This window comes from Peribacillus psychrosaccharolyticus ATCC 23296, from assembly GCF_000305495.1.
GTDB classification, from domain to species: Bacteria; Bacillota; Bacilli; order Bacillales; family DSM-1321; genus Peribacillus; species Peribacillus psychrosaccharolyticus.
Window position 1 is genome coordinate 44,787 of sequence record NZ_AJTN02000153.1, and the last position, 15,109, is coordinate 59,895.

11 protein-coding genes are annotated in these 15,109 nt (G+C 40.9%); 4 read left to right on the forward strand and 7 right to left on the reverse strand.

Features of this window, described 5'->3' with window-relative positions:
- Positions 1–8: 8 nt before the first annotated feature.
- Complete coding sequence (locus WYK_RS06745; RefSeq protein ID WP_235782461.1) at positions 9–1,091, reverse strand: extracellular solute-binding protein; 1,083 nt, start codon at positions 1,089–1,091, stop codon at positions 9–11.
- Complete coding sequence (locus tag WYK_RS06750; protein WP_040373776.1) at positions 1,091–2,299, reverse strand: ROK family transcriptional regulator; 1,209 nt, start codon at positions 2,297–2,299, stop codon at positions 1,091–1,093. Before WYK_RS06750 ends, WYK_RS06745 begins: the two co-directional genes overlap by 1 nt.
- Before the next feature lie 324 nt (positions 2,300–2,623).
- On the opposite strand from WYK_RS06750, the gene WYK_RS06755 reads away from it, so the two are divergent.
- Positions 2,624–5,131: an NEW3 domain-containing protein gene (locus WYK_RS06755; protein ID WP_040373777.1), complete on the forward strand. Its 2,508-nt coding sequence runs from the start codon at positions 2,624–2,626 to the stop codon at positions 5,129–5,131.
- 948 nt (positions 5,132–6,079) lie between these two features.
- On the opposite strand, the gene WYK_RS06760 is transcribed toward WYK_RS06755, so the two are convergent.
- From WYK_RS06760 to uxaC, 5 genes are all read right to left on the reverse strand, one after another.
- A complete protein-coding gene (locus WYK_RS06760) occupies positions 6,080–7,573 on the reverse strand; it encodes a UxaA family hydrolase (RefSeq protein WP_040373778.1) in 1,494 nt (497 codons plus the stop codon).
- The gene (locus WYK_RS06765) at positions 7,570–9,006 is read right to left on the reverse strand and encodes a tagaturonate reductase (protein WP_040373779.1); all 1,437 of its coding nucleotides are present in this window, start codon (positions 9,004–9,006) and stop codon (positions 7,570–7,572) included. Before WYK_RS06765 ends, WYK_RS06760 begins: the two co-directional genes overlap by 4 nt.
- 60 nt (positions 9,007–9,066) lie before the next feature.
- Positions 9,067–10,059: a LacI family DNA-binding transcriptional regulator gene (locus WYK_RS06770; protein WP_040373780.1), complete on the reverse strand. Its 993-nt coding sequence runs from the start codon at positions 10,057–10,059 to the stop codon at positions 9,067–9,069.
- A 63-nt stretch (positions 10,060–10,122) separates the two neighbouring features.
- Positions 10,123–11,508 carry an MFS transporter gene (locus WYK_RS06775; RefSeq protein ID WP_040373781.1) on the reverse strand — a complete coding sequence of 462 codons (1,386 nt, stop codon included), beginning with the start codon at positions 11,506–11,508 and terminating at the stop codon, positions 10,123–10,125.
- A 127-nt stretch (positions 11,509–11,635) separates the two neighbouring features.
- Positions 11,636–13,039, reverse strand: a complete 1,404-nt coding sequence (uxaC, locus tag WYK_RS06780) for a glucuronate isomerase (protein WP_040373782.1) — start codon at positions 13,037–13,039, stop codon at positions 11,636–11,638.
- A 237-nt stretch (positions 13,040–13,276) separates the two neighbouring features.
- On the opposite strand from uxaC, the gene WYK_RS06785 reads away from it, so the two are divergent.
- The 3 genes from WYK_RS06785 (at position 13,277) to WYK_RS06795 (ending at position 15,073) form a co-directional block, all read left to right on the forward strand.
- Entirely contained in the window at positions 13,277–13,633 is a 357-nt protein-coding gene (locus WYK_RS06785; RefSeq protein ID WP_040373783.1) for a hypothetical protein, read from the forward strand.
- Between the two features lie 100 nt (positions 13,634–13,733).
- The gene (locus WYK_RS06790; RefSeq protein ID WP_040373784.1) at positions 13,734–14,366 is read left to right on the forward strand and encodes a DUF2238 domain-containing protein; all 633 of its coding nucleotides are present in this window, start codon (positions 13,734–13,736) and stop codon (positions 14,364–14,366) included.
- Between the two features lie 71 nt (positions 14,367–14,437).
- Positions 14,438–15,073 (forward strand): formyltransferase family protein, encoded by a 636-nt coding sequence (locus tag WYK_RS06795; RefSeq protein WP_040373785.1) that lies wholly within the window; start codon positions 14,438–14,440, stop codon positions 15,071–15,073.
- Positions 15,074–15,109: the final 36 nt, after the last annotated feature.

Genomic DNA, 15,109 nt, shown 5'->3' on the forward strand with positions numbered 1-15,109 from the left:
TACACTTCCTATTCTTTAATTTCTTTATCACCGCTCTTGATGTTTTCGTCCCAATACTTCATCCATTCGTCACTCTTTTCCTGAAAGACTTTCCAGTCAATCTCCATGCTTTTGATTTCCGTATCCGTAATCCACTTTGGAAGATCGGTTACATCACTTCTAGTTGGAATCCGGTAGAATTCTTCAGCTAGAATTTTAGCTGCCTCAGGTGAATTCACAAATTCATAAAACGCTTCAGCTGCTTTAGGATGAGGTGCATCCTTCACCACAGCGATTCCTTCTGTTAATACAGGTGTACCGCTTTCTGGAATGACAAAGTCAAACGGGTAGTTTTTATTTTCCTTCAGCATGACAACATCAGGCATCGCCCAAACTGATAACGCACCTTCACCTTTTGCCACCTTGTTATACATCATTTCTGGATTGGCTGAATATTCCTTCGTATTTTGATCAAGTTTCGTTAACCACTCATATCCTTTTGCGGGATCATCGCTATCTTTAAAATCGCGGTAAATCATCGCTGAGAAAATGGTTCTCATTGTTCCGGAAGCAAGCGGGTAACGAATAATGATTTCATCCTTCCACTTTGGATCCAGTAGTTCATCCCAATCCTTCGGAACCTCATCTGCACTCAATTCTTTAGTGTTATACATAATTACTTCCGGTGTCTGACTAGTTCCTGACCAATTCCAGTCCGGATCATAAAAACTATCATCTAAATTCGACGCATAGCTTGGTTTATAAGGAGTCAATAACGATTCATCCTTGGCTTGATCGAAGCTCGTTGAAGGAGCCCCCCACCAGACATCGGCTTGAGGATTATTTTTTTCAGATCGTACCCGATCGAGAATTTCCTGTGAACCCATATCGAGCCATTCCACATCGACCCCGCTATATTTCTCTTCAAATTGTTTCTCAAATTTTGACAGAATGTCCTTGCCATGCGGTGAATAGACAACGATTTTCTCCTCTAATTTATCTTTTTTATCTTCGGTTTCCCCGCCCGTTTTTTCATCAGAATTACAGGCACCAAGCGCCATTACAGCCGACAATGTCATCGCCGTTAATATCGATTTCTTTTTAATGTTCATCAATAATAATCCCCCTCATATTGATAGTGTAATAGACTGTCATGCTCATGCAAAAAGAGTGAAACGGCGCCTAAGACGCCCGCTTTTTCGCCTAGTTGTGAGGTTTTCAATTTGACTGCGCTTGGCAGATAATGCGTAATCATGCTGCGCAGCTTCGGCAAAATATAATCTGCAGATTTAAAAACACCACCTCCCAAAATAATCACTTCTGGATTAAGTAAGCTCGCGGCATTGATGATTCCATATGCTAAATGTTCTATCGCGTCTTCGATGACCGCTTCTGCCAGCTTGTCGCCTTTTTCTGCCAGTGAAAAAGCCAATTCCCCTGAAAGCTCTTCTTTCATGGCTTGTTCGTATAACGGATGATCCGGCTGCTTCTGTATTGCCTCTGTTAAGTTAATCCCTATTGATTTCCCTCCAGCCACGCTTTCTAAGTATCCATAACGTTGAAAAATAGGTCTAAACGCAGATTTCATATCATTTTTATTTGTTACCATATAGCCAATCTCACCCGCTGCACTAGTTGCGCCTCGATACAGCTGATTATTAATAATAATCCCGCTGCCAATTCCCGTCCCTACCGCGATAAACAAGACATTCTTCTTATTCTGCGCATTCCCAAGCCACTGCTCACCTAGTGCTGCGGCATTCACATCATTATCAATGTAAATGGGAAAAGAAAAATAACGCTTTGCTTCTGTAAGAAAGGGATATTGAACCCAATTCAAACTTGGTGCATCAATAATAAGACCGCTCTTCGATTCAGTAACCCCTGGGATCCCGACCCCCATTCCGAGAATCTCTTGCATTTTAATAGTGCTTTTCTGAATCATCTGTTCAACCTCAAAAGCGAGCTGACTAAGTAAGCCTGATTGTAAATAACGGCTCGTGTTAAACTCACTTTCCGCGATAATTGTTCCTCTTAAATCACATAAAATCGCCTTAACCTTTGTTCCTCCAATGTCTGCACCGAGGATGTAGCCGGCTTTTGCATTGAAATACAACTGAATCGGTTTTCGTCCTCCTTGTGAAGTCGATTCACCATTTCCTTTCTCGATGACCCACTTTTCTGAGATCAGCTCATCAACCAACAAGGATGCGGTAGGTTTTGAAATCTGAACCTTTACTGCGATTTCTGCTCGTGAGATTGCCTCATGTTTTTGGATACATTGAAGGACTCTCTTCTTATTCATCAATTTAAGATTCATAGGTGTTTGATTACTCCTCATCACATCACGGCCTTTAATTTGGTTAGTAAAATTTACTAATTAACTTCAATATAAAATAAGTTCCAAAAAATTACAACTAATATTTTAAATATTCTAACTAATCATAAGCTATGCACGCATTCAATGATTTATTTCGCCCGTCAGATATTTACAATATTATCCTTATGTGGTATTACATTAAGTAAGGGGTTATCTTTCGTTAGTTAGGAAGGTTTACTAACCTACTTTATACCTATTACCAAAGGAGGGGTAATTGAAAGGTTCGTGTTTTTAACATGCTTAACAATCGAAAGGGGTGCACGAATGAAGAAGGTTTTCTTAATTTTGTTCTCGATACTGTTGATTGTTTCTATGGCTCCTATTACCGGCCAAGCGGAGAAAAACACACCTGATGTTGATTTATGGAATGTTGTCAAACCATTAGAAACGACGGTTACCTTTTTAAATTCTGGGGCTCATCCAGATGATGAAAGAAGTGATTTCCTAGCCTACCTCTCGCGTGGTCTTGGGGTAAAAACATCGAGTTTAATCGCTAACCGCGGGGAAGGCGGACAAAATGAGATTGGTGATGAATTAAACGATGCCCTGGGAATCATCCGCACCCGTGAAATGATCGAAGCGGCGAAGATTACCGGCGTCAAAGCTTACCACCTTAGCGAAACCACCTCTGATCCGATCTTCGACTTTGGCTTTTCCAAAACTCCTGAAGAAACATTGGCTAATTGGGGAGAAGAGTTAACCTATGAACGATTAATTGCTTTTATCCGCACCTACCAGCCAGATATTGTGATGCCCTCCTTCCGCAACGATGACACGCAGCATGGACATCATCGTACCATGGCCATTTTAACTGAACGCGCCTATAAGGATGCTGCTGATCCTTCGGTTTTTCCTGAACAACTGAAAAAAGGCTTATCTGTTTGGCAAATCAAAAAACTATATCTACCGGCTGAAAAGGCGGCAAACGCCACAACCTCTATTGAAATCGGAATGTTTGATCCAATCTACAACATGACGTATCCTCAGCTTGGCGAGCAATCCCGCTACATGCATAAAAGTCAGGGAATGGGCTCAGATATCCCTGCTGCTCCTAAGCAAACCCACCTTGATTTAATTCATAGCATAGTCAAAGCAAAGAATAACAATGACCTTTTTGCAGGTGTTCCCTATAACCTGACTGAATGGGCTCAAACGCTCCCTTACAGTGAATATTCAGTTAGAGCCAAGCTAAAATCACTGCAAAAAGAGCTGGATGGCATCGTAGCAGCTTATCCGAATTCCAACAGCGTCTATACTAAATCACAAAAAGGATTAAAAAATCTTAGCCAACTCACTAAACTTACCGAAAAATCAAAACTCTCTAAATCAGTAAAAGCCGATTTACTTCATAAACTTTCCACAAAAGAAGAGCAGCTGCAACAAGTCAGCTTTGTTTCCTCGGGACTTGAAGTAAGCGCAAAAGCAGCAGCAAACGTCTGGACAAAAGGTGAAAAAACAACAGTTACGGTCAGCCTGAAAAACACAGGCAAGCAAACGTTGAAAAAAGCGCACGCCGCACTAAAGATTCCAAGCGGTTGGAAAGCGACGACCAAAACGAAACCGGCTAATTTAAAGCCAGGCAAATCCTTAGTTTATACGTATACATTGCAAATCCCAGCAAAGGCCAAGAATTATCACGCCTATGATGCCCCTGCGGTCACAGCTTCCATCAGTTATGAATCTGACAGCACGAAAACCGTTCACCTTGAAGAACTTGCAGGCACAACGGCGGTGCTTCCAGATGTTAGTTTGACGCTGTCCCCTGAAGATATTACCGTCAATACAGCAGATGTTCAAAAAGAAATCCCGGTTACACTAAAGGTAAAGAACTACAAACAAGGCAAGATAAACACAGCTGTATCGTTGAAAGTTCCAGCAGGCTGGAGTGTGACTCCACATCAGGCGAATGTTGCCTTTACAAAACATGCTGAAGAGAAAAGCGTGAACTTCAAGCTGGTTCCGCCTTCTGATATTAAGGAAGGCAGTACAAAAATTTCAGCAGAAGCTACCGTCAATGGAAAAGCATTCAGCTCGACCATCCAAGAAATACACTATGATCATATCGGTACCTTTTATTATCAATACCCAGCACAAGTCAACACCGTTGCGTTTGAGCTATTAAAGCCCGACAAGCTGAAAATCGGCTACATTAGCAGCGGCTTTGATAAAGTCGATGAGTACCTGACTAATACCGGTTTTGACATTACAAACCTAACCGAAAGTGATCTAGCAACCGGCGATTTGAGTCAATACGATACGATTGTAACCGGAATCCGCGCCTATCTATCAAGGCAAGATTTGAAGGCGAACAATAACCGACTGATGAAATACGTAGAAGACGGAGGTCATCTAGTTGTTCAATACCATAAGCCTTCTGACGGCTGGAATGCCTTGACTACCGCACCGTATGAACTCAAACTTGGGGATGTGTCGATTAAATGGCGCGTAACCGATGAAAAGGCTAAAGTGACTGTTTTAAAGCCCGACTCACCGTTGTTCAACTACCCGAATAAAATTACCGACAAAGACTGGGACAACTGGATTCAAGAACGCGGTCTCTACTACCCAATGAAATGGGATGAACGCTTCGAAACCTTTGTCAGCATGGCTGATCCCAACGAAGCTCCATTCGATGGCGGCATCCTGATGGCGAAACACGGAAAAGGCACCTATCTCTACACCAATCTAGTCTTCTACCGCCAAATCCAAGGCCAAGTCCCAGGAGGCTACCGAATCTTCACCAACCTGCTCAGCTACGGAGTCAACAAATAACACAAAGACGACAGACTCTCCTTTAGGGAGGCTGTCGTCTTTTTAGTGAGTTTCAAAAAAGAGCGGGGTTGTTGAAAATGTGTCATTTATTAAACTAAGTGGAATTTCCAAACGTTAGTAGAGAAAGATACACTTTTTTAAAAGACAAACCTCCCTTGACCCTGCGCTGCGGGCTTATTTGCCGCTTCCCAGCGATGACTTTGTGCGGAAAAATGCTGTTTGTGTGCGCTTGGCGCTCATTTTTGTGCGGAATGGTTAATTCATGTGCGCTTCAGCCACTTGTTTGTGCGGAACAAGCCTATTTATGTGCGGAAGCATTTCAGCGGGGTTGTTGAAAATGTGTCATTTGCTAGAATCTTAGTTAGACTTCTAAACATTACTAGAGAAAGATACCCATTTTCACAAAACAAAACCTCCCCTGATCCTGCCTGCTAGCTTGTTTGCCGCTTCCCAGCAATGACTTTGTGCGAAATCGCAGGGTTAATGTGCGCTTAAGCCATTTTTTGTGCGGAACAAGCCTATTTCTGTGCGGAAGCATTTCAGCGGGGTTGTTGAAAATGTGTCATTTGCTAGAATCTTAGTTAGATTTCCAAACATTACTAGAGAAGGATACCCATTTTCACAAGACAAACCGCTCTTAACCCTGCGCTGCGGGCTTATTTGCCGCTTCCCAGCGACGACTTTGTGCGAAATGGCAGGTTTTATGTGCGCTTGGAGCTTATTTATGTGCGGAAAGGCTAATTCATGTGCGCTTCAGTCATTTTTGGTGCGGAACAAGCCTATCTATGTGCGGAAGCATCTCCAGGCTCTTGAAAACGTTTCAAGATCCCTGGGGTTGTTGAAAATGCGTCATTTACTAGAATCCTAGTTTGATTTCCAAACATTACTAGAGAAAGATACCCATTTTCACAAGACACACAAAAAAAGAAGAAGCATCTGCTCCTCCTTTCACAGTGTTACCCCTGTTTTAAAGATTGCCAGTTCTCTAAAGTCGTTCTTTTCATTGTTGACGAATTCTCCGTTGGCGACTTGGATGATGTAGTCGATGAAGTCGCGTAAGACAAGCTCGGGTGATACGTCATCTTCGAGCAGCGTGCCTGCATTGAAGTCGATCCAATGCGGTTTCGCTTCATAGATTGGTGTATTGGTCGAAACCTTCATCGTTGGAACGAATGTGCCAAATGGTGTTCCTCTTCCGGTTGTGAATAAGACGATATGACAGCCTGCCGCAGCTAGTGCGGAGGATGCGATCAAATCATTTCCTGGAGCACTCAAGAGATTCAAGCCTTTTCTTTGTAATACTTCTCCGTATTTTAAAACATCGACTACGGGTGCTGAACCGGCTTTTTGGGTACAGCCCAGTGATTTGTCCTCAAGCGTAGTGATCCCGCCTGCTTTATTACCAGGCGAAGGGTTTTCATAGATTGGCTGATTAAATGTTAGAAAATAATCTTTAAAATCATTAATTAACGCGACCGTTTTATGAAAGACTTCCTCGGTTTCCGCTCGTTCCATCAGAATCGTTTCTGCCCCAAACATTTCCGGAACTTCTGTCAAGACAGTTGTTCCTCCTTGAGCAATCAGAAAATCAGAAAATCTTCCTAAAAGAGGATTGGCCGTAATCCCTGAAAAGCCATCGGACCCGCCGCACTTCAGACCGATTTTCAATTCGGCTAACGGAACATCTTCCCGCTTGTCGTTTTGGGCATGAGCATGGATTTCTTTGACCAGCTCCACTCCTGCTTCGATTTCATCAGTGACATATTGTGACACAAGGAATTTAATCCGATTATCATCTACATTTCCCAGTGACTCTTTAAAGGTGACCATCTCATTATTTTCACACCCAAGTCCCAGCACCAATACCCCGGCGGCATTCGGATGGTTAACGGCATTCAATAAAATTTTCTTCGTATTTTCATGGTCATCGCCTAATTGCGAACATCCGAAACTATGCTTAAAAACTAGCATATTATCAAAAGGGGCAATATCGTTCACTTCTTTTTCAAATCGTTTGATGATTTTCTCGGCAATTCCATTGACACAGCCGACAGTTGGGACAATCCACAGCTCATTTCTGATTCCGACTAACCCATTGCTTCGCTTATAGCCTTTAAAGGTTAACTGTTCATTTTGGAATGGATTTTCTGTTAATTTTTGTTTGTAGCTGTATTCTTGCGTCCCAGACAAATTCGTTTTGGTATTATGCGTATGAACCCACTCGCCAACTCCAATATCTTCTAGGGCGTGACCGATTGGAAAGCCATATTTCATCACATGGTCACCTTTTTTTAAATCCTTCAAAGCTACTTTATGCCCTCGATCAACCTCTTGTTTGATGACTATTTCGCTTCCGTTTACAACGATCTTCTCGTCTTTAGCCAGCTTTCGTAAAGCCAAGACAATATTGTCTTGTTCCGTGATTTGCATAATTTCCTTCATGAAATCCCCTCCTTATTGACACTCATCAGTGCATCCCTCATTCCAGCTTGTTCGATTTTATCCAAATATTCCGTCACCAATTCCGTTAGACCGTCTACGCTGGTTAAATCCATTCCCCATATACACTGGTTACTCAGGCAGCTTTGAACAAATTGATCAAGAGTTATACTTTGCTCATCCACCGCTTTCCATGATGCGACAAACCAGTCTAGCACAGCTGCATCATCTTCTCTTTTCCCCCGATAAAAATGTAATAAGGCGGCTAAGGAAAAAACAATCCGCTGCGGCAGCTCTTTTTTCTTCTCTAGGTAATCTAAGAGAGTTGGTAAAATCCTCGCTGTAAATTTAGATATTGAATTTAAGCTTATGCTTAGTAAGTAATGCTTAAAGTATGGATTTCTAAACCGATTAATTACATCATTAGCGAACACCTTTACATCAGAGTTGAGCGTCGGCACAATTTCTTCATAAATCAGTTCATGAATATAACGGCCGACTTCTTCGTCTTCCACCGCTTCTGAGACCGTTTCCAAACCAGCTAAATACCCTATCGGCGTCATCGCTGTATGAGCACCGTTTAAAATCCTCACTTTTTGTGTACGGTAAGGCGTTAAATCATCGACAATAAACGTGTTTAAAGCCACTTGATCAATGGGGAATTCATCCTTAATCCACTGCGGACCTTCAATCACCCACTGATGATACTGTTCGCCCACAACGACTAGATCGTCTTGATACCCTAACTCTTCTGTAATTTCGTCAATATTGTCTTTTGGGAAACCAGGTACGATACGGTCTACTAAACTATTACAAAATGTGTTGTTTTGCATAATCCATGAAACAAACTCTTCACCAAGATTCCAGAGCTCCGCATATTGAAGAACGATTTCTCTCAACTTAATTCCGTTTTCTTCAATTAATTCACAAGGAATCACGATACAGCCTTTTTGCTGATCTCCGTTGAATGCTTGAAAACGGTGGAATAAGAACGCTGTTAGTTTTCCTGGAAAACTAATCTGCGGCCGGTCTTCTAACCGGTCCGTCGGTTCAAAATAAATCCCTGCTTCGGTTGTATTCGAAATAACGAATCGCAGCTCTTCACTGTGTGCTAATTCGATATATTGGTGATAATCAGTAAATAAATCAATGCCTCTGCTAATTGTATCGACGATCATATGTTCATTAACGGCTTTATTCTCTTTCATTCCTTGCAGGTATAAAGTAAATAACCCCTCTTGTTCATTGAGTCCGACAATTTTATTCGTTCCCTTTGGCTGAACAACCACCACACTTCCGTTAAAATTGGTTTCCTTATTTAGAACATATAACTGCCAATCGACAAAGGCGCGTAAGAAATTGCCTTCTCCAAACTGAAGGACCTTTTCAGGGTAGACGGGGTAGTCTTCGCCTATTTTTCTACTTAATTTCTCCATTTTTATTTTTCCTCCCCTCAAAATGCACACGTTAACAATTTAGGTAACCCTAAACGGGTCTCATTCGTTCACGGAATTCCGAACTATTAATTCCGTATTAACAAAGATTAGTTCGCCGCGTTCACTCGGCTGCTCCATCAAATCTACTAATTTTTCAGCTCCAATGACACTAATCTCCTCAATCGGCCTCTTCACCGTGGTTAACTGTGGCGTGGTATATTGGGCAAAACCAATATCATCGAATCCGATAATCGATACATCATCTGGAACCTTTAACTGATGAGCAAAGACTGAATTCATTGCTCCGAGCGCCATATCATCATTGGAACAAAATACAGCAGTCGGCGGCTTTTTCATCGAAAGCAGCTGTTCCATTGCATGATACCCGCTCTGCATATCATAATTCCCTTTGACCATATACTCACTTTTAATCGGAATTTGATAATCAATCAACGCTTTTACGTACCCGTCTCTACGTTTGAGAGTTGAATTGAATCCTTCCTTCCCTTCAATAATCGCGATGTCCTGATGGCCTTTTTGAATCAAATATTCAATCGCCTGATACGCGCCTTCTCGATCATTCGATAAGATATTAATCAGTTTTTTTTCATCCACTTGCCGGTTTAGGACGACGAGCGGGATCTTTTTTTGAAGGACGTGGTAAATGAAGATATTATCCTCATCACTTTGACTCACTAAAATGATTCCATCGAACCGTCCGCTGTTAATGGTCGAAAAATCGTGGTAATCATCAATCCCCCGGACAAACAAATTTAACTGTTCATTAATCACACTGTTAACACCTTTGATCGTATCTGAAAAGAAGCTGGGCGACGTTCCATTTGTAATACTCGTAAAAAACAGGCCAATCGTGTGGGATTTCTTCAGCACTAGATTTTTGGCATTATAATTAGGCGTATAATCCAGCTGAGAAGCTAAATCCAGGACTTTTTTTCTTGTATCCTCTTTAATCAATGGACTATTATTTAACGCCCTTGATACCGTCGTATGCGAAACATTTAATAAGCTAGCAATATCTTTTATCGTTACCATTCTACTCATCCTTTAAAATCACGAAGTATACTTCTGATAAGCATACCATATTTAATTTCCCGGTTATACGTGTCTTGATTTAAGATCCAGGATGATTTCGGCATGTTTTTCGTCTGTTAATTTATACAATGATCCAATGATAATCAAAGCGAACGTCAACGTTACGGCTGGATATAGGGTCAGCAGCCCCTTAATTCCCAGCAGGGTTCCGGCTGATTGGGCCACATTGGGGATATAACCGATCAAACTTAGACCAATACCAGAAATGAAACCTGCAAGCGATTGAGCTAATTTTCGTGAAAAATTAAATAATGAATACGTTGTTGCTTCTTTCCGCTCTCCTGATACCCATTCTCCATAATCAATGATATCGGAAACAAAAGCCCATGTAATGCCGTTTGGAATACTGATTCCAATGAAAGCGATTGCTGATAGAATCGTAAATGAGTAGATATTTGTTGGGATACAGAAATTGATTAAATCAGCCACAATACAAATCGCAAATCCGAGCATCGCTGTATTCTTCTTTCCGAATCTTGCGACAAGTTTAGGCATCATGATGACACCTAAGAAAGAAGAACCAATAATGATGAAACTCATACTAGCAACTAGCGTAACACTCCCTAAATTATATTGAGCAAAATAGATTAATAACGCTGATTTAATATTATAAGCGGATATTGAGAAAATAGTCATCAGCACAAGTGTTAACAATGGTTTATTTTGAACAAATGTTTTAAAAATCGACTTGAACGATAGTTTTTCAGTTGGAGGTGCTGTACATACATTTCTTTCCTTCGTATTGCGGAAACAAATATAGAAGCTGATAATCCCAATCACACACATAATGCCCATCGTCACAGGGAATCCAACACTTGGGTTTTCAAATTGTACGACCAACGGCATAACCACAATGCTTGTAATCAATAATGCGCCTAGTGAACCGATTTGTCTGAACGTAGCAAGTGACGTCCGGTCTTCTGCATCCTGCGTCATCGCTGCTGCAAGTGAACCATAAGGAATATTGGTAAAGGAGTAGGCAACTCCCCAGATCATATAGATTCCATACGCATAAACGAGTTTTCCTGTATAAGAAAAATCAGGCGAAATGAACAGTAAAACCGTGATAAACGCTAACGCCAAACTACCAAATACTAAATACGGTCTGAACTTACCACGCTTCCCAATATTTTTCCGATAATCAATCGATGAACCAACAATCGGATCGGCTACGGCTGCGAACAACTTACTGACTAAGAAAATCATTCCCGCCGCAGCGGCATGGATACCGGCGACATCGGTTAAGAATTTCAAGAGGTACAACTGGCCTAAGTCGAACATGAAACCGTTACCAAAATCACCGAACCCATACGAGATTTTTTCTTTTAAACTTAGCTTTTCTTTAGGTGCTTCTATAATGGGTATGCTTGGAGCAAGATTTGTACTCATGGTATCCTCCCAAGGATATAGATTTATAATGTCCACACATTTTGTTATACTAAGTCTGACTATTTTTTTCTTAAGGACTCTCTATTCTACTTTTGGCGAAGGACGAATAGAGAGCTCTTTTTATTACTTACTCAAATCCAAAATAGGTATTGGCATTATCATAGGAAATCCCTTGCACGATACTGCCCAACAGTTCCATATCATTTGGCACTTCTCCATTTTCAACCCATTCACCTAGCAGCTGGCAAAGAATTCTTCTGAAATACTCATGTCTTGTGTAAGAGAGAAAGCTTCTCGAATCCGTCAGCATTCCAAGAAAACGGGTAAAGAGACCTACATTCGCAAGTGCCTTCATTTGATCAATCATGCCTTCCTTCGAATCATTAAACCACCATGCTGGACCAAACTGGATCTTTCCAGGTGTCTTTCCATCTTGAAAACTATTAATAATACTTGCGATGATTGGATTATCATTTGGATTCAAGGAATAGAGAATCGTTTTTGGCAAGCTGTTTTCTTTTTCCATAGCATTAAGAATGGAGACAAGCGGCTTCGCGATGCCATCATCATTCATCGAATCATAGCCTGTATCTGGTCCCAGCACATTAAACATCCGGTCATTATTATTACGAAGCGCATTGATATGGAATTGCATCGTCCATCCGAGCTCCGCATATAACCCGCCTAAGAAATTCAGGGTATACGTCCGATATTTTCTTTCTTCTTCTTTTGTGATTTCCCCGCCTTGCAGGACGTTAGCGAAAATCGCGGCGACCTCTTCTTTCGTCCCTTCTTCATACACAATGACATCGAGCGCATGATCGGACACTCTGCCGCCAACTTCATGGAAAAAGCGGACCCGAGATTCTAAAGCCTTCAGAAAATTATCGTAATCTTCAATTTGCTGTTCAGATACCTTTGCCAATTGATTGACCCACTCAAGATAACCTGGCAGATTAATGGCTAAGCCCTTATCTGGGCGGAAACTAGGGTAAACGCTTACATTAAAGTCTTGATCTTTTTGTAATAACTGATGATACTCTAGTGAATCGATTGGGTCGTCGGTTGTACAGATGACGTTAACATTTGATTTCACTATTAAATCTCTGGCACCAAAGTTCTCCCCTTGCAGCAAACCATTTACTTTTTCCCAAATGACCGGAGCACTTTTTTCGTTTAAGAGTTCATGTACATCAAAAAAGCGTTGTAACTCCAAGTGCGTCCAGTTATACAACGGATTTCCGATGGTCATTGGTACCGTTTTGGCCCATGCCAGAAACTTGTCATAATCATCGGCATTCCCTGTCACACATTCCTCAGAAATCCCATTTGCTCTCATTAACCGCCATTTATAATGGTCACCATACAGCCAAGCTTCCGTGATGTTTTTGAATCGCTTATTCTCATAAATCTCTTTAGGGCTCAAGTGACAATGATAGTCAATAATCGGCATATCCTTGGCATATGTATGGTAAAGCTCAACCGCTGTATCCGTAGATAGTAAAAAATTCTCTCCCATAAAGTCTTTCATAAAGTTCACCGCATCCTTTTCAAATTATGTTAGCGTTAACATTTTTAATAAAAACAAATTACTAGACCTAAATTCCGAATACGTTTAAATTTTGTTAACGTTAACATTTAAGTACATCTTACATAAATTTATCCACTAATACAATAATTTTTCTGTTAAAATATGACTTAATACTCCATTCCTCCTATTTTTGTCACAAAGAATCCACCTAAAAAAACTTAGAAAGAAGGCACTACATTGAAACGAATCATCGGAATCGTAGTCATAATCATCGTAATACTAGCTTCATGGGCACTCTTTAAAACAGACCCAACAGAAATGGATCTACTCTATATCAGCAGCACAAATTTTGAAGGTGAAACGCTGACTACGGATGGAAGTTTCAGTAGCGGAGCGATTAAATACAGCGGCTATGACTATGAAATCGAAGGGGACACCATGTATGTCACGATTAAAAATCGTCTGTTCATTGGTAAAAGCGGCGACTTCTCCATCGAAATTAAAGATGACAAATTACGACATGTAAAAAAAGTCTTATTACAAGGAAAAGAAACATCTGATACCTATCAAATCTGGCCGTACCTAGAAGAATAGACCTAAAAAACACTGCCAACCTCTACAGTTGGCAGTGTTTTTTAATAAAAGCGGCATTTAAAGAAAAGAATAGATAAAAACAATGAAATGAGTGAAAAGATTGCTGAAAGAAAAGAGTACTAAGCTTCATTTATTATTGTTAGTGGTCGTACTTGCTGTTTTGATTTGGTCCCTTATTAAGCCAAACGGTTACTTAATCTGGACAATGGAAGCACTCCCGGCGATTGTGGCACTCATTATTCTCCTGGCAACCTACAAGCGGTTTCGTCTCACGACATTATCCTATTTCATTATCGCGCTGCTTTCGATTACGACATTCATAGGTGCTCACTATACGTACACAAAGGTTCCATTCTTTAATTGGCTTAAAGACCATTTTGAATTAAACCGGAACCACTATGACCGGTTCGGACACTTTCTAAAAGGGTTACTCGCCATCGTACTTAGAGAAATCACCATCCGTAAAACACCACTGAAGAAAGGTCCGTGGTTAACCGCGATTACATTGAGTTATATCCTTGCTATCTCAGCACTGTATGAAATCATCGAATGGTTAGCTTCCATCATTTCAAAGGGCGGAAAAGCTTCAGAAGAATTTTTAGGATCACAAGGCGACCGGTGGGATGCACAATGGGATATGTCGCTAACCTTCCTCGGCGCCATTCTCGCCCTGCTTTTCCTCTCGAAACTCCATAATAAACTGTTAAAGAAAAAGAATGTGGATATCGATTAGGCTTACCCATTAATCACTCTGTGGACAATCATTCCATAGTATATGGTATCTGAGATAAAGGGAGCCGAAACATGAAGATAACACTTATTCTAGATTCTAAAGACAGTTGGTTCGTTGACCATGCCAAAAAACTTCAATTGATCTTGAAGAAAGATCATACTACCGAAATCATATACGACTTTAACGAAATGACGAACGGTGATATCGCTTTTTTTCTAAGTGTGACTAAAATCTGCCCTCCTGAAAAGTTAACATTACACCCTCATAATATTGTCATCCATGCGAGTGATTTGCCAAAGGGAAAAGGCTGGTCCCCCATGCCATGGCAAATCATAGAGGGTAAGAATGAGATCGTGCTATCGTTATTTGAAGCAGCAGAAAAAGTGGACAGCGGAGTGATCTACCTCAAGGATAAAGTGGTATATGAGGGAAATGAATTAATCGATGAACTGCGAGAGAAAATGGCCGCTAAAATGAGCGAAATGGCAGTAAATTATGTAAAACACTATGACACCATAATTGGAGAAGAACAAATCGGCGAGGAGACCTTTTTCCAAAAGAGAACCCCACAAGATAGCGAGTTGGACATTACAAAATCCCTACTCCAGCAATTCAATCTATTGAGAACTATTGATAATGAACGATACCCCGCCTTCTTTTACAAAGACGGGTACAGGTATCTATTGAAAATATATAAAGAATCCTAATCTAAAAAAGAGCAATTCAATATAAATTGCTCTTTT

Coding starts and splice junctions, on each gene's coding strand:
- WYK_RS06745 (WP_235782461.1), bottom strand. CDS start 1,091: ATGAACATTAAAAAGAAATCGATATTAACGGCGATGACATTGTCGGCT.
- WYK_RS06750 (WP_040373776.1), bottom strand. CDS start 2,299: ATGAATCTTAAATTGATGAATAAGAAGAGAGTCCTTCAATGTATCCAA.
- WYK_RS06755 (WP_040373777.1), top strand. CDS start 2,624: ATGAAGAAGGTTTTCTTAATTTTGTTCTCGATACTGTTGATTGTTTCT.
- WYK_RS06760 (WP_040373778.1), bottom strand. CDS start 7,573: ATGAAGGAAATTATGCAAATCACGGAACAAGACAATATTGTCTTGGCT.
- WYK_RS06765 (WP_040373779.1), bottom strand. CDS start 9,006: ATGGAGAAATTAAGTAGAAAAATAGGCGAAGACTACCCCGTCTACCCT.
- WYK_RS06770 (WP_040373780.1), bottom strand. CDS start 10,059: ATGGTAACGATAAAAGATATTGCTAGCTTATTAAATGTTTCGCATACG.
- WYK_RS06775 (WP_040373781.1), bottom strand. CDS start 11,508: ATGAGTACAAATCTTGCTCCAAGCATACCCATTATAGAAGCACCTAAA.
- uxaC (WP_040373782.1), bottom strand. CDS start 13,039: ATGAAAGACTTTATGGGAGAGAATTTTTTACTATCTACGGATACAGCG.
- WYK_RS06795 (WP_040373785.1), top strand. CDS start 14,438: ATGAAGATAACACTTATTCTAGATTCTAAAGACAGTTGGTTCGTTGAC.